The sequence below is a fragment of the Halomonas sp. BM-2019 genome, assembly GCF_017584085.1.
Genome location: NZ_CP071922.1, coordinates 2351353 through 2368985 on the forward strand (window position 1 = coordinate 2351353; position 17633 = coordinate 2368985).

The following is a 17633-nucleotide window of genomic DNA, read 5'->3' on the forward strand; positions in this document are numbered from 1 at the left end:
GATCATGCCCTACCCGGAGGAGCTGCGGGAGTGGGTGACCCTCAAGAACGGCTGGGAGGTGGAGGTGCGTCCGATCCGGGCCGAGGATGCGCCGCTGATCACCAGTTTCCACCGCCAGCTCTCCGAGGAGAGCATCCGCTTCCGCTACTTCCACAACAAGTCGGACCTGACCCAGCGTGACCTCTCGATGCTGTCGCACATCAACTACGATCGCCAGATGGCCTTCATCGCCGAACACCGCCAGGAGGATGGCAGCAAGGAGATGCTCGGCGTGGTGCGGGTGTGGAACGACCCCGACAACATCCGCACCGAGTTCTCGGTGATCATCCGGGACGACCTCCAGGGGCTCGGCATAGGCAGCCTGCTGATGACCAAGATGATCGACTACTGCCGGAACGTCGGGACCCTGGAGATGATCGGCAAGATCATGGTCGACAACCATCCCATGCGGGCGCTGATGAAGCACCTGGGCTTCAAGCAGCGCTACAACATGGAGGAGCAGGTGGTGGATGCCGTGCTGCGCCTCAACGAGCCGGAGAGCGAGTGGCAGCGCCACCGCCTGGAGAGCCTGCCGGACTGAGGCCCCGGCGCGCTTCTACTACGACCAAGGCCCCCGCCACTGGCGGGGGCCTTGGTGCGGCTGACGGTTCGGCAGGGCCGCTCAGGGCGCCATGCGGAAGTGCTGCCAGCGGCCATCGCGGCGCTCGTAGCGGATGCGATCGTGCAGGCGACTGGGCTGCCCCTGCCAGAACTCGATCATCTCCGGCTTGACCCGGTAGCCGCCCCAGTGGACCGGCCGCGGGATCTCCTGGCCCTCGTAGGCCTGTTCGAAGCGGCTCTGGCGCTCCTCGATCCAGGTGCGGCCGGGAATCACCACGCTCTGGGTGGCGATCCAGGCGCCCAGTTGGCTGGCTCGCGGGCGGCTGGCGAAGTAGGCATCCGACTCCTCGGCGCTGACCTGCTCCACCGTCCCTTCGACCCGCACCTGGCGGGACAGCGACGGCCACCAGAAGACCAGGGCGGCATGGGGCACGTTGGTCAGCTCGCTGCCCTTGTGGCTGTGGTAGTTGGTGTAGAAGACCAGCCCACGTGGGTCGAGCCCCTTGAGCAGGACGATGCGCGCATGGGGAAGCCCCTGGCTGTCCACGGTGGCCAGGGTCATGGCGTTGCCGTCGTCACCCTCGCTCTCGAGCGCCAGGGCCAACCACTCCTCGAACAACTCCAGGGGGTTCTCGGTGACCTGGGCCTCGTCGAGCTGCCCCCCCTCGAAGTCGCGGCGGATATCGGCAATGTTGCGAATCATGGTGTTCTCCTCGAAATTTCCTGCATGGTCGCCTCTCCGGGCTGGCAGCTCAACACCTCTGCGCCTCGCCGAACGCGATTTGTCACCATAAGCTTATGTCGGCGCCAGGCGCCAAGGCGACCAGCCCAGCTGTAGGCGGCCGTGCCGCCGATGATCGAGAGCAGGGCGACGCGACGCCACAGGGGCAGGTAACCGAACATCACCGGCAGGGGGCAGGGTGCCGGCCACGCGTCAGGCATAGGGCGATGACAAGGGGTAGACTCCTTCTGGGGATTGCCAGCGCTGCCCGCGATGGCGCGCGGAGAGCTTCCATGCAGGCTTGACATGGTATGCGATCCGTGTCGGGTTGGCAGCCCCTGGCCACACAGACGACTGATTTTGGCAAGGAGGCAGGATGATACGACTAGCGGTGTGGGATATCCCGATACGTCTCTTCCACTGGGGACTGGTGGCCGCCGTGGGGCTCTCCTTCTACACCATGAAGACCCCCGGGGCCCCCTTCGTCTTCCCCATCGATATCCATGCGAAGTCCGGCTACGTGCTGCTCGGGCTGCTGCTGTTCCGCTGGCTGTGGGGCCTGGTCGGCAGCCATCACGCCCGCTTCGGCAGCTTCCTCTATCCGCCGGCCACTCTGTTCGACTACGCCCGGCGCCTGGCGAGCGGGCGGCCTCCGGTGTTTGCCGGCCACAACCCCCTGGGCGGCATCATGGTGGTGGTGCTGCTGCTGTCGCTCAGCTTCCAGGCGGTCAGCGGCCTCTTCCTGACCGACGACATCTTCTTCAGCGGCCCGTTGCACGGCCTGGTGGATCGCAGCACCGCCCGCACCCTGGCCAGGCTCCACCACTTGAACGCCAACCTGCTGATGCTGCTGATCGCCGCCCACCTGCTGGCCCTGGTGGTGCACCGCCTGAAGGGCGAGCGCCTGGTGGGGGCCATGGTCACCGGGCGCAAGCCGCTGCCGGCGGCGCCGGAGGATGAGCCGGCCCGGGGCCTGGCCCGGCGCCACGCCAGCCCCTGGCTGGCCCTGGTGCTGATCGTGATCGCCGCACTGCCGGTGCTCTGGCTGTGGCAGGCCTGACCCTGGCCCTCGCGCGGCCCCGAGCCGGGCGCAACATGAGCGCGGGGCGGCCATGGCCGCCCCGCGCATGGGTGATCCGGGTGCGAATCAGTCCGCACGGTAGTTGTCATGGCAGGCGCGGCAGCTGTTGACCACCGCCCCCACCTGACGGCGCAGGGCGTTGAACTCCTCGCCCGCTTCGGCCATCTCGGCCAGGGTGGCGGCCTCCTGGCGGAGGGTGGCCTGGCGCTCCTCGAAGTCGGCCCAGTCATCGCCGATGGCCGCCAGGGCGCGCGTCTCGATGCCGTGACCATCGTTCCGCAGCGAGCCCTCGATGAAGCCTTCCCAGGGCAGGTGGCTGACGGCGGCCAGGTTGCTGGCACGCCGGGCGAAGGCCTCGGCGTCATAGTCGATGTCGCCCTGAGCCATGTCGCCCATGGGGCCCAGCTGCCAGGCCATGACGCGCAGGGCGTCCTGGCGATACTCGATCGCCTTGTCGACTTCCAGGGCCTGGGCGGAGGCGGGGACGAGCAGGAGCGCGGAGAGTCCCAGGGTGGCGAGCAGGGGGCGGAAGGTCACGGCCATCACGATCTCCTTTCGTTTTCAGGGGGGGAGCGATTGTCTGCGCCGCCCGGAGAGACCCGAGCGGGTCGACCCCTGAAGCTTAGCACGCGCCTCGCGCGGCGCTATTCGCCGGCCCGCTGGCGGAGCTGACGGCTGCGGAAGCGGGCATAGAAGGTAGAGCCGCCGAACAGGGCCAGGGACGCCAGGGCGATCAGCCAGCCGAGCCCCGCCAGGCCGGGCAGGATGGCGACATTCACGCCGATCATGAAGTAGAGCAGGCTGACGAAGGCGAGCCAGGCGTGACCGCGCGGGCGGCGGGCCAGCAGCGAGGGCAGGAACAGCAGCAGCGGCAGCAGGAACAGCAGCAGCGGGCGCAGGCTGCCCCCGTCCCGGCTCAGCAGCAGGCCCCAGGCCGCCAGCGCCAGGGCCAGCACGCCGTAGCTCCCCAGCACCCAGCGGCGCGCCCTCGCGGTCAGGTGGTCCAGCCCCTTCTCGGCCTCGAGTCCCTCCAGCCAGCGCCTCATGAGCGCGCCTCCCGGGGCATCGCCGACAGCGCCAGGGCGAGCCTCGCCAGCCGCCGCCCCTGGGCATGGGCCAGGCGGCGCTCATGCTCATCGAGGGGCTGGTCGCTGCGCTTGCCCGCCAGATGGCTGGTCCCGTAGGGGGTGCCGCCCCGGGTGGTGTCCATCAGCTCGGTTTCGCTGTAGGGCAGTCCGGCATAGACCATGCCGTGGTGCAGCAGAGGGACCAGCATGGTGAGCAGGGTGCTCTCCTGGCCGCCGTGCAGGCTGGAGGTGGAGGTGAAGGCGGTGGCCGGCTTGTCGATCAGCGCGCCGCCGAGCCACAGCTCGCTGGTGCTGTCCAGGAAGTGCTTGAGGGGCGCGGCCATGTTGCCGAATCGGGTCGGGCTGCCGATGGCCAGGCCCGCGCAGTGGCGCAGGTCGTCCAGATCGACGTAGGTCGCGCCCTCGGCGGGGATCTCGGGGTCCACCGCCTCGCAGGTGGGCGAGACCGGCGGCACGGTGCGCAGCCGCGCCTCGACGCCGCGCACGGACTCGACGCCGGCGGCGAGCCGTTCGGCCAGGGCGCGGGTGGCGCCGTGACGGGAGTAGTAGAGGATCAGCACATAGGGCAGGGCAGCGGAGGGGGACGCGCTCATGGGGGCTCCGGTCCGGTGGATGGGCTTGGCGGGTAGGGGCGACGGGGCGCGTCGGCTCAGGCCTCGAGGAGCGTCAGCACGTCCTCGGGCGGGCGGCCGACCACCGCACGCCGGCCGTCGTCGGCGATGGGACGCTCCATGATCTTCGGGTGGGCGACGATGGCCGAGATGACCTGCTCGATATCGCCGGCGTCGGCGTCCAGCGCCTTCCACTCGGCTTCCTGGCGGCGCACCAGCGCCTTGAGGTCGCCATCGAGTCGGGCGGTCAGGTCGCGCAGCTCGTCGGCGGAGAGCGGCTCGTCCAGGTAGCGCCTCACCTGGATCGTCACCCCGCGCGCCTCGAGCAGGGCCAGGGCCTGACGCGACTTCGAGCAGCGCGGGTTGTGATAGAGGGTGATGGTGGTCATGGGGACTCCTTGGTGGTGCGGGCCCGGGGCGGGAAGGGTCGTCATTGTAGAAGGGCCCCCGCCCCGCTCACAACCGCGCCTCGGCGGCGGCCGCCTCGGGCAGCCGCCGGTAGACCCAGGCCTCGCGGCCGTCGGCAAGCCTGAGCCGCACCCGCTCGTAGCGGATGCCGAGGCGCTCGTAGCGGTCGAGCCGGGCCAGCTCCTCGGCGCTGACCGTGATCAGTTCGCCCTCGACCCGCTCCCCGGGGGCCTCGACCAGGTCGAGTCCCTCGCGCCGGAAGTCCTCCAGCACCACCGGTCGGGACTCACCGGCGCGGCCGGTGACCACCCAGCGCACCAGCCCCGAGCGCAGGGTGCCGTAGACGAAGACCTGGTGGGCGCCCGCCTCGATGGGGGGCAGATGGTCGGGGCGATCATAGGTGAAGGGGCTGAGCAGGGTCAGCCACAGCCAGCCGGCGAGGGCCAGGGGCAGACCGAGCAGCGTGGCAAGCAGCAGGTGAAGACGGCGCATGGGGACTCCGGCGAGGCGAGGGCCTCCATCCTGCCATCTCGGGCCGCTCCTGTCCGACTGGGCCGGCTTAAGCCGGCCCGAAGGCTCTGCTAGGATGGGGCTTCTCCATGACGATCGGGAGGTGTCCCATGACCCAGTCGGCGCGTGACGACCTCGACTTCCAGGCCCTGATGGGTGACGTGCGCCCGCTCTCCCGAGCCGGAAATCGGGCCGACCCGGGCCAGGCCAGGCGGGGGCCCAGCGAGGCCCAGCTGGCCCGCCGGGAGAGCGCCGCCGCCGAGGTGGCCGGGCACGGTTTCCTCTCCGACGACTTCGTCGACCTGCTACCGCCCTTCGACCCACTCGAGTATCGCCGCGACGGCATCCAGCAGGGGGTGGTGGATCGCCTGCGCCACGGCGGCTACGCGGCCCAGGCGCGCCTGCACCTGCTGCGCCGACCGCTGGAGGAGTGCCGCCGAACGCTGCCCCCCTTCATCCACGAGGCCTTTGCCCACGACCTGCGCTCGGTGCTGATCGTGCACGGTCGCGGCCAGGCCATCGACAGCCCACCCAACGTGCTGCGCTCCTATCTGGCCAAGTGGCTGGCCCAGTTCCCGGAGGTGCAGGCCTTCGTCTCGGCCCAGCCCTCGGACGGCGGCCTGGGCGCCACCTGGGTGATGCTGCGCAAGAGCGAGCGGGCCCGCGCCGCCAATCGCGAGCGGCAGCAGAAACGCCGGGGGTGACAGACGGGGCTGATCCGGGTACAGGTCAGCCCCGACACCGAGACGTTCGGGAAGATATCAAGCTCGATACTACAACCAACAGGGCCCCGGCGATTGCCGGGGCCCTGCGGTTACGATATGGGCGTGTCGCTTCAGGCGTTGCCGTTCTCGCGCAGGCGGCGCTCGAAGATCGCCTCCTTGACGTCCACCGCTGGCTGGTAGCTGACGCTGAAGGCGCCCAGGGCGCGCAGGGCGTCGTCCAGGTGCTGGTCCTCGCGCAGCGCCAGGGCATCGAAGCCGCAGCGGGTCATATAGAAGAGCTGGTCCACCAGGACGTCGCCCACGGCGCGGATCTCGGCCGTATAGCCATGGCGCTCGCGCAGCAGCCGGGCCAGGGAGTAGCCGCGACCGTCGGTGAACTTGGGGAAGTCGATGGCGACCAGGGGCGCCTCGACCAGATCCGCGGCCAGCTCGGCGGTGAGCTCGGTGTCGCTGGGAAGCCAGGGCGCCAGGCCCTGGTCGTCACGGCGGGTCCGCCACAGCGCCAGGGGCACGATCACCGGACGGCGGGTCGGTAGCGCCTCCTCCACGCGGGAGAGGGCCCATTCGTCCTGCTCCGGCTGACCCATCTTGATCAGCGTCTGGGCATGCTGCAGTTGACTGTCAGGCATAGACCCGCTCCTTGAAGGGTTTCAGACCGATACGGCGATAGGTGTCGAGGAAGGGCTCGTCCGCGTGGCGCTGCTCCACGTAGACCTGGAGCACCTTGTCGATCACCTCCGGCACATTCTCGCGATAGAAGGAGGGGCCGAGGATCTTGCCCAGGGAGGCGTCGTCGCCGGCATTGCCCCCCAGCGAGATCTGGTACCACTCCTCACCCTTCTTGTCGACGCCGAGGATGCCGATATGGCCCACATGGTGGTGCCCGCAGGCGTTCATGCAGCCGGAGATGTTGAGGTCCAGCGGCCCCAGGTCGTAGAGGAAGTCCAGGTCCTCGAAGCGCTCCTGGATCGCCTGGGCCACGGGGATCGACACGGCGTTGGCCAGGGCACAGTAGTCGCCGCCGGGGCAGCAGATCATGTCGCTCAGGGTGCCCACGGTGGGGTTGGCCATGCCGAGCGCCTCGAGCTCCTGCCACAGCGCCTCGAGCTGGTCCACCGGCACGTCGGAGAGCACCAGGTTCTGCACATGGGTGACGCGCACCTCGCCGAAGCTGAAGCGGTCGGCCAGGTCGGCCACGGCTTCCATCTGCTCGGCGGTGACGTCACCGGGGGCGTGCTCGCGGCGCTTCAGCGACAGGGTGACCGCCTTGTAGCCGGGCACCTTGTGGTCGACGACGTTGTTGGTGACGAAGCGCGAGAAGGCGCGGTTCTCGGCGCGCAGCGCCTCGAAGGCGGCGATCGCCGCGTCGCTCACCGGGGGGCGCTCGGGGTCCAGGAAGTGGGCGCGGGCGGCATCCACGGCGGCCTGGGTGAGGGTCTGGGGGCCATCCTTGAGGTTGGCCCACTCGGCGTCCACCCGGTGGCGGAATTCCTCGATGCCCAAGGCCTTGACCAGGATCTTGATGCGCGCCTTGAACTTGTTGTCGCGACGACCGAACTGGTTGTAGACCCGCACGCAGGCCTCGAGGTAGGTGAGCAGGTGCTGCCAGGGCAAGTCCTCACGCACCGTCTCGGCGATCATCGGCGTACGTCCCAGGCCGCCGCCGGCCATCACCTGGACCTTGAGCTCGCCGTGGGCGTCGCGCCACAGGCGTAGGCCGATATCGTGGACCTGGGTGGCGGCGCGATCCTTGGCGGCGCCGTTCACGGCAATCTTGAACTTGCGCGGCAGGAAGGCAAATTCCGGGTGCAGGGTCGACCATTGGCGGATCAGCTCACACCAGGGGCGCGGATCCTCCACCTCATCGGCGGCGATGCCGGCGAACTGGTCGCTGGTGGTGTTGCGAATGCAGTTGCCGCTGGTCTGGATGGCATGCATCTGCACCTCGGCCAGCTCGCCGAGGATGTCCGGCACGTCTTCCAGCTTCGGCCAGTTGAGCTGCAGGTTCTGGCGGGTAGAGAAGTGGCCGTAGCCACGGTCATAGCGGCGCGTGATCGACGCCAGGCGACGCAGTTGATGGCTGCCGAGCATGCCGTAGGGAATGGCGATGCGCAGCATGGGGGCATGCTTCTGGACATAGAGGCCGTTCTGCAAGCGCAGCGGGAGGAACTCCTCCTCGGCGAGACGGCCGGCCTGGTAGCGAGCCATCTGGTCGCGGAACTGGGCGACGCGCTCGTCCACGAGGGTCTGGTCGTAGGTGTCGTACCGATACATTCAGGCAGTCCTGCTGGTCAGGGCGAATGATAATGAAACGTCGTCGTTCAGCGTTTCATAGGTGCCGTGGGGGCACCATACTCCTCTCTCTTTATTCTATGAAAGAATAAATGATCATGGTTTTTGATGAAAGAGTTATTAAAAAGTGCCTCACACCTCCAGCTGCTGCCAGCGCCGCCGCTGCCAGATGACGGCAAACCAGGCGGAGTTGAGACAGCGGTAGGCCAGCTGGACCCACCAGATGCCGAGCAGCCCCTGCTCCAGCCCGACGCCGACCCACCAGGCCAGGGGCAGGAACACCAGCCACTGCAGGCCGAGGGTGGTGGTCATCACGGTGCGGTTGGCGCCGGCCCCCAGTAGCGCCTGGGCCAGCACCAGGGCCGCGGCATCCAGCACGATCATCAGCGCGGTGAGCTGCAGCGGCAATCTTCCCAGCGCCACCAGCGCAGGGTCGTGGAGGAAGAGCCCCAGCACCGCCTCGGGGAAGAGCGCCATGGGCAGGGCCAGGGCCGCCAGGCAGAGCCATGCCAGGTGGACCACCTCCCAGCCCCAGCGGTGGGCGTCGCCGAGGGCCTCGCGGCCCATGGCCTGACCCACCAGGCTCATCGCCGCCATGCCGAGCCCGACCCCGGGCAGGATCAACAGCAGCGAGAGATTGACCAGCACATGGCCCACCGCCACGCTGGCGGTGCCGATCTGGCCGAGGATCCAGAACAGCACGGCGTAGCCGGCGGCGAACCACAGCTGCTGGAACGAGTGGGGGGTCGCCAGGCGCAGGGTGGTCACGAAGGTCAGCGGCCTGGGCACCCCGGCCAGGAAACCGCTGCCGACGGCATGGCGGCGGCTGAGCAGCGCCCAGATGGCCAGCCCCGCAAAGAGCGACAAGCTGGTGCCGGCGCCGGCACCGGCGGCCCCCATGGCCGGCAGGCCCAGGTAGCCGAAGATCAGCCCCAGGCTCGCCGCCACGTTGATGGCGTGCATCACCAGGATGATGCGCAGGTAGATGCCGGTCTGCTGGATGCCGTTCCAGTAGCCACGGAAGCAGAAGATCATCGCCACGGCGACCAGTGAAACCACCCGCCAGCGGAAGTACTCCACCGCCACGGCGTTGACCGCCGGGTCCTGGTTGATCAGCGCCAGCAGCGCCTGCCACAGGCAGAGCGCCGTAATCGGCACGGAGGTGGCCAGGGCGATCAGCAGGCCGGCATTCAGCGGCACGGCGCGATCGGCCCAGGCCTCCTCGCCGTGGCGGCGAGCGGTCTGGGCCTGGACGCCGGAGGAGAGGCCGAACACCAGGGCGGTGATCAGGAACATGGCATAGCCGCCGATGCCCACGCCGGCCAGCGGCACCTCGCCCAGCGACCCGACCATGGCGGCGTCGATCAGGTTGATCAGGCTCTGGGAGAGCATGCCGGCAATGATCGGCAGGGCGAGGCGCAGGATCGTCTGGCGGCGGGTGGGCTTGGGCAGCATGGGCGTCCGTCGGGTCAGGGGCCCGCCGGGCGGGCCCTCTCACGGCCTGGGGCGGGTCAGGCCGGATCGTAGGAGAGCACCGGGGAGAGCCAGCGCTCCAGCTCCTCCACGGCCATGCCCTTGCGGCCGGCCAGCGACTCGACCTGGTCGCGGGTGATCTTGCCGGTGGAGAAGTACTTCGACCGGGGATGGGAGAAGTACCAGCCGGCCACCGCCGCCGCCGGCCACATGGCGAAGCTCTCCGTCAGCACCAGCCCGCTGTTCTCGGTGGCATCGAGCAGCCGGAACAGGGTCGCCTTCTCGGTGTGATCCGGACAGGCGGGATAGCCCGGGGCGGGGCGGATGCCCTGATACTTCTCGGCGATCAGCGCCTCGTTGTCCAGGGTCTCTTCCGGCACATAGCCCCAGAACTCCTTGCGCACCCGCTCGTGGAGGCGCTCGGCGAAGGCCTCGGCGAGGCGGTCGGTGAGGGCCTGGACCATGATGGCGTTGTAGTCATCCCCGGCGGCCTTGTACTGCTCGGCGAGCTCCTCGACGCCGTGGCCGGCGGTGACCGCGAAGCCGCCGATCCAGTCAGGCTTGCCGCTCGGCTCTCCATTCGCGTCATAACGGGGTGCAATAAAGTCGGCCAGGCTGTAGCAGACGCCGTCGCGATTCTTGGTGCTCTGCTGGCGGATATGGTGGAGCCGCTCGATCACCTCGGTTCGCGATTCGTCGGCGTAGACCTCGATGACGTCGTCATCGACGCTGTTGGCCGGCCACAGGCCGATCACGCCGCGGGCCCGGATGCGCTGCTCGTCGATCAGCCTGGCCAGCATCGCCTGGGCGTCGTGGAAGAGATGGCGGGCGGCCTCGCCCACCACCGCGTCGTCGAGGATCTTCGGGTACTTGCCGGCGAGCTGCCAGCTCATGAAGAAGGGGGTCCAGTCGATGCGCTCGACCAGCTCCGCCAGGTCGTAGTCGTCGAAGACCCGCAGGCCGGTCATGGCTGGCCGGGGCGGGGTATAGGTCGTCCAGTCGACGGTGAACTTGCGGGCCCGAGCGTCGGCGTAGCTGAGGTCGGCGGCCTTGGGACGGCGCTTGGCGTTGCGCTCGCGCACCCGCTCGTACTCCTCGCGAATCTCCGCCACATAGGCCTCCTTGAGGCCCGGGGAGAGCAGCTTGCCCGCCACGCCCACGGCCCGGGAGGCGTCGGCCACGTAGATCACCGGCTGCGCGTAGCCGGGCTCGATCTTCACCGCGGTATGCGCCTTGGAGGTGGTGGCGCCGCCGATCAGTAGCGGGATCTCGAAGCCCTGGCGCTGCATCTCCTTGGCGACGTGGACCATCTCGTCCAGCGACGGGGTGATCAGCCCGGAGAGGCCGATGATATCGGCGTTCTCGGCCCTGGCGGTCTGCAGGATCTTCTCCGCGGGGACCATGACGCCGAGGTCGACCACCTCGTAGTTGTTGCACTGCAGGACCACCCCGACGATGTTCTTGCCGATATCGTGGACGTCGCCCTTGACCGTGGCCATGACGATCTTGCCCTTGGCCTGGGTGTCGCCGCTCTTCTCCGCCTCGATGAAGGGGATCAGGTAGGCCACCGCCTGTTTCATCACCCGCGCCGACTTCACCACCTGGGGCAGGAACATCTTGCCGGCGCCGAAGAGGTCGCCGACCACGTTCATGCCGTCCATCAGCGGCCCCTCGATCACCTCGATGGGGCGCGCCGCTTCCTGACGCGCCTGCTCGGTGTCCTCCTCGATATGGGCGGTGACCCCCTTGACCAGGGCGTGCTCGATGCGCTTGTTGACCGGCCAGGAGCGCCACTCGAGATCCTCTTTCTTCGCCGCACCGCTGCCGTCGCCCTTGTACTTCTCGGCCAGATCCACCAGCCGTTCGGTGCCATCGTCGCGCCGGTTGAGCACCACGTCCTCTACCGCCTCGCGCAGCTCGTCGGGCAGGTCGTCATAGACCGCCAGCTGGCCGGCGTTGACGATGCCCATGGTCAGGCCGGCGCGGATGGCGTGATAGAGGAACACCGAGTGGATCGCCTCGCGCACCGGGTTGTTGCCCCGGAAAGAGAACGACACGTTGGAGACCCCGCCGGAAACCATGGCGTGGGGCAGGTGCTCGCGGATCCAGCGCGTGGCCTCGATGAAGTCCACGGCGTAGTTGTTGTGCTCCTCGATGCCGGTGGCGATGGCGAAGATGTTGGGGTCGAAGATGATGTCTTCCGGCGGGAAATCGAGCTCGTCGACCAGCAGGCGGTAGGCCCGCTCGCAGATCTCGGTCTTGCGCGCGAAGGTGTCGGCCTGGCCGGTCTCATCGAAGGCCATGACCACCACGGCGGCGCCGTGGCGGCGACAGATGGTGGCCTGCTCGCGGAAGGCCACCTCGCCCTCCTTGAGGGAGATGGAATTGACCACCGCCTTGCCCTGCACGCACTTGAGGCCCGCCTCGATGATCTCCCACTTGGAGGAATCGATCATGATCGGCACCCGGGCGATATCCGGCTCCCCGGCGATCAGGTTGAGGAAGCGCACCATCGCCTCCTCGGACTCCAGCATCCCCTCGTCCATGTTGATGTCGATGACCTGGGCGCCGTTCTCCACCTGCTCCAGGGCCACCTCCAGCGCCGTGGTGAAGTCTTCCTCCACGATCAGCCGCTTGAAGCGCGCCGAACCGGTGACGTTGGTACGCTCGCCGACGTTGACGAAGAGCGAGTCGGCGGCGATGTTGAAGGGCTCCAGCCCCGACAGCCGGCAGGCTCTGGAGATTTCGGGAAGCCGGCGGGGCACCAACCCCTCGATCGCCTGGCGGATGGCGGCGATATGCGCGGGCGTCGAGCCACAGCAGCCGCCGATGATGTTGACCAGGCCGCTTGCGGCGAACTCGCCGACGATGGTCGCCATCTCCTCGGGGGTCTGGTCGTACTCGCCGAACTCGTTGGGCAGGCCGGCGTTGGGGTGGGCGGAGACGAAGGTCTCTGCCTTGTTGGCGAGCTCCTCCACGTAGGGGCGCAGCTCCTCGGCCCCCAGGGCGCAGTTGAGGCCCACCGAGAGCGGCCGTGCGTGGCGCACCGAGTTCCAGAACGCCTCGGTGGTCTGGCCGGAGAGGGTGCGGCCGGAGGCGTCGGTGATGGTACCGGAGATCATCACCGGCAGGCGCTCGCCGCGGGCCTCGAAGAGCTCCTCCAGGGCGTAGATGGCCGCCTTGGCGTTGAGGGTATCGAAGATGGTCTCGATCAGGATCAGGTCGCTGCCGCCCTCGATCAGCGCCTCGGTGGCCTCGTAGTAGTTCTCGCGCAGGGCGTCGAAGGTGACGTTGCGCTTGGCCGGGTCGTTGACGTCCGGGGAGAGCGAGGCGGTACGCGAGGTGGGGCCCAGCACCCCGGCCACGTAGCGGGGCACCCCGGTGCGGGCGGCGACCTCGTCACATGCCGCCCGCGCCAGCCGCGCCGCCTCGCGGTTGATCTCCGGGACCAGCGCCTCCATGCCGTAGTCGGCCTGGGAGAGGCGGGTGCTGTTGAAGGTGTTGGTCTCGACGATGTCGGCCCCTGCCTCCAGGTACTCCCGGTGCAGGCGCGAGATCAGCTCGGGGCAGGTGATCACCAGCAGGTCGTTGTTGCCCTTGAGGTCGGAGGGCCAGTCGCCGAAGCGCTCGCCGCGGAAATCGGCTTCCGAGAGGCCGGCGTTCTGAATCATGGTGCCCATGCCTCCGTCGAGCATCAGGATGCGCTCGTCGAGGCTGTCGATCAGGGAGGCGGTCAGGGCGGTGGGAAGGGCGGCCATGGGCAGGTCGTGTCTCCGGCGAAATCGCATCCAGGGGCAGGGCCGCGGGGACGCCTCGGGGCGTCTTCTCTCAGGGCGGCCGGGAATGGCGCCCTATGGTAACAAAAGCGCCTGCCGAGGGGCAGGGCGGGCGCGCCCAAAGACCCAGCAAATCACTCGGGATTGTCTCCCGGGGCCGGCTGCCTTACCATGACGGCATGCCAACCCAGACGCGCGGCCTGCCCGACGGCAGCGCCGGGACGCGGTCCGACCAGCAAGAGCGTTACAAGAGAGTGCCATGAGCCAACCGATCCAGATCACCGACAGCGCCCAGGAGTACCTTGCCGAGCTGCTGGAGAAGCAGAACGTCGAGGGCATTGCCGTGCGCATCTTCATCACTCAGCCCGGCACCCCCTACGCCGAGACCTGTCTGGCCTACTGTCGCCCCGGCGAGGAAGAGCCCACCGATGAGCGTCTCGAGCTGCCCAGGCTGGCGGTCCACCTGGACCGGAACAGCCTGCCGTTTCTCGAGGAGGCGGTGGTCGACTTCAATGCCGACCGCATGGGCGGTCAGCTGACCATCAAGGCGCCCAACGCCAAGATGCCCAAGGTCAACGCCGACAGCCCCCTGGAGGATCGCATCAACTATATCCTCTACAGCGAGATCAACCCCGGGCTCGCCGCTCACGGCGGGGAGATCAAGCTGATCGAGCTCACCGAGGAGAAGGTCGCGGTGCTGGCCTTCGGCGGCGGCTGCCAGGGCTGCGCGGCGGTGGACCTGACCCTCAAGGAGGGCGTCGAGAAGACCCTGATGGAGCGCATCCCCGAGCTGGTCGGCATCCGCGACGTAACCGATCATACCGACACCACCAACGCCTACTATCGTTAGGCAAGGCTGTCCCTGAGTGAGCGGGGCAGCTACTGCCCCGCCGACTCCCCTGAAGGCTCCGCCGTGGCGGGGCCTTCGTCGTTTTCGACCTCCCCCTCGCCGTCACGGGGCGACGGGGTCTGCCACAGGCAGCGGTGAAGCTGCTGCTCCAGCTCGCGCAGGCGGCGCGCCTGCTCCTCCAGCAGGCGCTTCTGTTCGTCGATGCGCGCCTGCTGGAGCGCCTGCTCGTGCCGGCGGTGTCGGCCAGGGTCTCGGCCTGGCGGCGGGCCCAGTCGGTCTCGCGATGGCGCTTCTCCTCCTCGGTCAGCTGGCCGCGCGCCTCCTGCAGCTGCTGATCGAGGCGCGCCAGGCGCTTGTCGAGTTGGGCCTCCCGGGCCGCGGCACTCTTCTCCTGGGCCTGGCGCTCCTGGCGGGCCTCGTCGAGTAGCCCCATGAGCCGCGCCTCGGCGCTCTCGTGGCGCTGTTCCTCCCGGGCCAGCCGCTCGCGCTGCGCCGCCTCCAGCGCCTCCAGGGCCTGCTGATGCTCGCGGCCCTGCTGGGCCATCTCGTCGCGGATTCGCGCCAGCAGCCCCTCCAGCTCGGCGTGACGGGTCTGCAGCCGGTGGCTCTGCTCGAGCAGCTGTTCCCGCTGTGCCTCGCTGCGCGCCAGGGCGGTGCTGCGCTCCTCCAGGCGCTGCTCGGTGTTGGCCAGATGGGCCGCCAGGGCGGATTCGCGCTGCTCGGCATCCTCGGCCTGGCGACGCGCCTCGGCCACCGCCTCCTCGGCGTCGGCAACGCGCCGGTCGGCCTCCTCGCGATAGTGGGCCAGACCCGCGTTGGCGCCCTCCTGGGCCTTGGCCCACAGCGCCTCGGCCAGCTCCTGCAGGGCCGCCGGCATGCCGCGCGGCGGCGGCACGTCGCGGTTCTCTTCGCGTCGCAGGCGCCACTCGCGCAGGTGGTCGCTGATAGTGGTGAAGCTGCCGGTGCCCAGCACCTCGCGCACCTTCTGCACGCTGGGCGCCTCGCCCCGCGCCAGCAGATCGTCGATCGCCCGCTGAACGTCCTCGTACTGCACACCGCTGCGTGCCATCTCGCTGCTCCTTGTGTCGCGCTGCGCCCGCCCGCGCGCCTCCTCGAGGCTGAGGCGCGGCGGCGGGCACCGATGGGGCGCAGCATATCCCGGGCGGAACCGGAAGGGAAGGTTATTACATATTGCGTATTATGTAATTTACACTACGATATATGCCTAAAAATCAAGATTACGCGGCTTATCTTGCCTTTATGCCGGCAGGACGGGGATACTGAGCGCCTAGCGCCTAGCGCCTAGCGCCTAGCGCCTAGCGCCTAGCGCCCAGCGCCTAGCGTCAGGTCCGCAAGGAAGGAGGACAGATGAATCATTCAAGGCCGCTCGCGAGAGGCATCGATGAGTTGGCGACGCCGGCGGGGGAGCTGCTCCCCGCCGAGCCCGTGGGGCAGGGCGCCCATATCGTGGCGCGCAGCGACAGCGAGGCGGTGGGCCAATGGCTGGCCGAGTACCGGGCGAGCCCGCAGACCCGGCGCGCCTATCGCCGCGAGGCCGAACGGCTACTGCTGTGGTTGGCGGAGCAGGGCCTCACGCTCGGGGAGGTGCGCCGGGAGCACCTGGACGCCTTCGAGGCCTTCCTGGCCGACCCGCGCCCCCGGGAGCGTTGGGTGGGGCCGCCGCGGCCCCGTCACGCCGACGACTGGAAGCCCTTTCGCGGGCCGCTGTCCGCGTCGAGCCGCCGCCAGAGCCTGGTGATCCTGCAGGGGATGTTTGCCTGGCTCGCCGAGGCGGGGTGGGTGGCCCACAACCCCTTCCGGCTGATGCGCGACAAGCGCCGGCGCCTGGACAACCGCCAGACCCGCATCGAGCGCTATCTGGAGGCGCCGCTCTGGGCCTGGTTGTGGGAATGGCTGAACCGACCAGCGATCGGGGAGCGAGCAGAGCAGGAGGGCGGTGAGCGGGCCCTGGCCCGCCGGCACTACGATTGGCAGCGCCGGCGCCTGGTCTTCGGCTTCGCCTACCTGCTGGCCCCGCGCCTCAGCGAGATGAGCGTGGCGCGCATGGGGGACTTCCAGCGCCGCGAGGGGCGCTGGTGGTGGCGGGTGACCGGCAAGGGCGGCAAGACGGCGAGCATTCCGGTGCCGCCGGACATGATGACGCTGCTGGGCGACTGGCGCGAGGCACTCGGGCTTGCCCGGGAGCCGCTGCCGGATGACGCTTCACCGGTGCTGCGCGCCCTGGACGGCCGGCGCGGCCTCGGCGACAACCGCCTCTACCGGCTGGTCCGCGAGGTATTCGGCGAGGCGGCCGAGGCGCTGGAGGTGGAGCCGGGGGAGGGCGGTCGCCTGTGGGCGCTGCGGCTGCGTCAGGCCACCCCTCACTGGCTGCGCCATACGGCCTTGACCCACCAGGCCCAGGCCGGGGTGGAGCTGCGTTACCTGGCCGCCACGGCGCGCCACTCGCGGCTGGACACCACCGCGCGCTACCTGCACGCCGAAGACGAGGCCTGGCATCGCCAGCAGTCCCGGCATCGCCTGGCCGCAGGGGCGGACGCCGCCCGGGGCGAGCCGGTATAATGGCACCATCGAGACCAAGGAGATCCCATGACCACCGAAGCCACCGCCGAGCAGGCCCAGCAGGCGCTGCTGGAAGAGTTCGAGATGTTCGACAACTGGATGGACCGCTACCAGTACATCATCGACATGGGCAAGGCGCTGCCGAACTTCCCGGAGGCGTGGAAGACCGACGACCTCAAGATCCGGGGGTGCCAGTCCAACGTCTGGATGCGCCATGAGCGCAGCGGCGAGGCGATCCATTTCGACGCCATCTCGGATGCCGCCATCGTCTCCGGGCTGATCGCCGTGCTGATGCGCATCTACAGCGACCGCCCCGCGGCCGAGATCCGCGACACCGACCCGCACTTCCTCAAGGACCTGGGGCTCGACAAGCATCTCTCGCCTACCCGCAGCAACGGCCTGCACGCCATGCTCCAGCGTATCTACGAGGTCGCCGAGCGGGAAGCGGCCTGACCCTCACCGCTCGCGGTCGTCGCCCGCCGGCTCCCGGGGACGGAAGTGCTCGTCGAGCTCCGGGTCCTCGCGGCAGAGCCGCTCGCTGGGCCCGCCCGGCACCGGGTCGATGCCGCCTTCGCAGCCCGGATGGCAGCGGGCGATGCGCCGCACCGCCATCAGTCCGCCCCTGAAGGGGCCGTGGACCTGGATCGCCTCCACCGTATAGCTCGAGCAGCTCGGCCAGTAGCGGCAGCGCGGCCCCAGCAGCGGGCTGAGCGTCACCTGATAGACCCGCACCAGGCCGATCATCACCAGCGCCAGGCCGCGGCGCAGACCGCGCAGCGGCGGCGCCAGCCAGGCGGCGAGACGCGGCATCAGGCCCTGCCGTAGAGGGTATCGGGGTCGATCAGCGGCGCCGTGGTGATCCGCGCCGCGTCCTCCTCCTCCAGCGCCACGTAGAAGCAGCTGCGCCGGCCGGTGTGG

18 protein-coding genes and 1 pseudogene are annotated in these 17633 nt (G+C 69.1%); 6 read left to right on the forward strand and 13 right to left on the reverse strand.

Features of this window, described 5'->3' with window-relative positions:
- On the forward strand, positions 1–580 hold a 580-nt coding region (locus tag J5F18_RS11705), incomplete at its 5' end, for a GNAT family N-acetyltransferase (RefSeq protein ID WP_346298801.1).
- An 81-nt stretch (positions 581–661) separates the two neighbouring features.
- Here J5F18_RS11705 and pdxH read toward each other — a convergent pair.
- On the reverse strand, positions 662–1303 hold the full coding sequence (gene pdxH, locus J5F18_RS11710) for a pyridoxamine 5'-phosphate oxidase (RefSeq protein WP_346298802.1): 642 nt from the start codon (positions 1301–1303) through the stop codon (positions 662–664).
- Positions 1304–1697: 394 nt separating this feature from the next.
- On the opposite strand from pdxH, the gene J5F18_RS11715 reads away from it, so the two are divergent.
- Positions 1698–2381 (forward strand): cytochrome b/b6 domain-containing protein, encoded by a 684-nt coding sequence (locus J5F18_RS11715; protein WP_346298803.1) that lies wholly within the window; start codon positions 1698–1700, stop codon positions 2379–2381.
- 87 nt (positions 2382–2468) lie between these two features.
- Here J5F18_RS11715 and J5F18_RS11720 read toward each other — a convergent pair whose 3' ends face one another.
- The 5 genes from J5F18_RS11720 to J5F18_RS11740 all read right to left on the reverse strand — a co-directional run bounded on the left by J5F18_RS11720 (position 2469) and on the right by J5F18_RS11740 (position 5001).
- Positions 2469–2945, reverse strand: coding sequence for a cytochrome c (locus J5F18_RS11720; protein ID WP_346298804.1), 477 nt, complete (start codon positions 2943–2945; stop codon positions 2469–2471).
- Between the two features lie 101 nt (positions 2946–3046).
- Entirely contained in the window at positions 3047–3448 is a 402-nt protein-coding gene (locus J5F18_RS11725) for a DUF2069 domain-containing protein (RefSeq protein ID WP_346298805.1), read from the reverse strand.
- Positions 3445–4083, reverse strand: a complete 639-nt coding sequence (wrbA, locus tag J5F18_RS11730) for an NAD(P)H:quinone oxidoreductase (RefSeq protein ID WP_346298806.1) — start codon at positions 4081–4083, stop codon at positions 3445–3447. Before wrbA ends, J5F18_RS11725 begins: the two co-directional genes overlap by 4 nt.
- Before the next feature lie 56 nt (positions 4084–4139).
- Entirely contained in the window at positions 4140–4490 is a 351-nt protein-coding gene (arsC, locus tag J5F18_RS11735) for an arsenate reductase (glutaredoxin) (protein WP_346298807.1), read from the reverse strand.
- A 67-nt stretch (positions 4491–4557) separates the two neighbouring features.
- Positions 4558–5001, reverse strand: coding sequence for a gamma-glutamylcyclotransferase family protein (locus J5F18_RS11740; RefSeq protein WP_346298808.1), 444 nt, complete (start codon positions 4999–5001; stop codon positions 4558–4560).
- Between the two features lie 128 nt (positions 5002–5129).
- Between J5F18_RS11740 and smrA the strand changes: the two genes are divergently transcribed.
- A complete protein-coding gene (smrA, locus tag J5F18_RS11745) occupies positions 5130–5723 on the forward strand; it encodes a DNA endonuclease SmrA (protein WP_346298809.1) in 594 nt (197 codons plus the stop codon).
- Between the two features lie 131 nt (positions 5724–5854).
- On the opposite strand, the gene J5F18_RS11750 is transcribed toward smrA, so the two are convergent.
- The 4 genes from J5F18_RS11750 to metH form a co-directional block, all read right to left on the reverse strand.
- The gene (locus tag J5F18_RS11750) at positions 5855–6373 is read right to left on the reverse strand and encodes a DUF934 domain-containing protein (protein ID WP_346298810.1); all 519 of its coding nucleotides are present in this window, start codon (positions 6371–6373) and stop codon (positions 5855–5857) included.
- A complete protein-coding gene (locus J5F18_RS11755) occupies positions 6366–8018 on the reverse strand; it encodes a nitrite/sulfite reductase (RefSeq protein ID WP_346298811.1) in 1653 nt (550 codons plus the stop codon). The genes J5F18_RS11750 and J5F18_RS11755 overlap by 8 nt, the downstream gene beginning before the upstream one ends.
- 150 nt (positions 8019–8168) lie before the next feature.
- Positions 8169–9491, reverse strand: a complete 1323-nt coding sequence (locus tag J5F18_RS11760; protein WP_346298812.1) for an MATE family efflux transporter — start codon at positions 9489–9491, stop codon at positions 8169–8171.
- 56 nt (positions 9492–9547) lie between these two features.
- Positions 9548–13267, reverse strand: coding sequence for a methionine synthase (gene metH / locus J5F18_RS11765; protein ID WP_346298813.1), 3720 nt, complete (start codon positions 13265–13267; stop codon positions 9548–9550).
- Between the two features lie 277 nt (positions 13268–13544).
- On the opposite strand from metH, the gene nfuA reads away from it, so the two are divergent.
- On the forward strand, positions 13545–14135 hold the full coding sequence (gene nfuA, locus J5F18_RS11770; RefSeq protein ID WP_346298814.1) for a Fe-S biogenesis protein NfuA: 591 nt from the start codon (positions 13545–13547) through the stop codon (positions 14133–14135).
- Here the strand turns inward: nfuA and J5F18_RS11775 are convergent.
- Positions 14032–15204 carry a DNA-binding protein gene (locus J5F18_RS11775; RefSeq protein WP_346298815.1) on the reverse strand — a complete coding sequence of 391 codons (1173 nt, stop codon included), beginning with the start codon at positions 15202–15204 and terminating at the stop codon, positions 14032–14034. The two genes, nfuA and J5F18_RS11775, sit on opposite strands and share 104 nt — an antisense overlap.
- Positions 15205–15503: 299 nt before the next feature.
- Between J5F18_RS11775 and J5F18_RS11780 the strand changes: the two genes are divergently transcribed.
- Both J5F18_RS11780 and J5F18_RS11785 read left to right on the forward strand, forming a co-directional pair.
- A complete protein-coding gene (locus J5F18_RS11780) occupies positions 15504–16715 on the forward strand; it encodes a site-specific integrase (protein ID WP_346298816.1) in 1212 nt (403 codons plus the stop codon).
- 27 nt (positions 16716–16742) lie between these two features.
- Positions 16743–17168, forward strand: coding sequence for a SufE family protein (locus tag J5F18_RS11785; protein WP_346298817.1), 426 nt, complete (start codon positions 16743–16745; stop codon positions 17166–17168).
- 3 nt (positions 17169–17171) lie between these two features.
- On the opposite strand, the gene yidD is transcribed toward J5F18_RS11785, so the two are convergent.
- On the reverse strand, positions 17172–17525 hold the full coding sequence (gene yidD, locus J5F18_RS11790) for a membrane protein insertion efficiency factor YidD (protein ID WP_346298818.1): 354 nt from the start codon (positions 17523–17525) through the stop codon (positions 17172–17174).
- A pseudogene (locus tag J5F18_RS11795) lies at positions 17525–17633 on the reverse strand (phosphoribosyl-AMP cyclohydrolase); the annotation flags it as partial. The pseudogene J5F18_RS11795 and the gene yidD, both read right to left, overlap by 1 nt.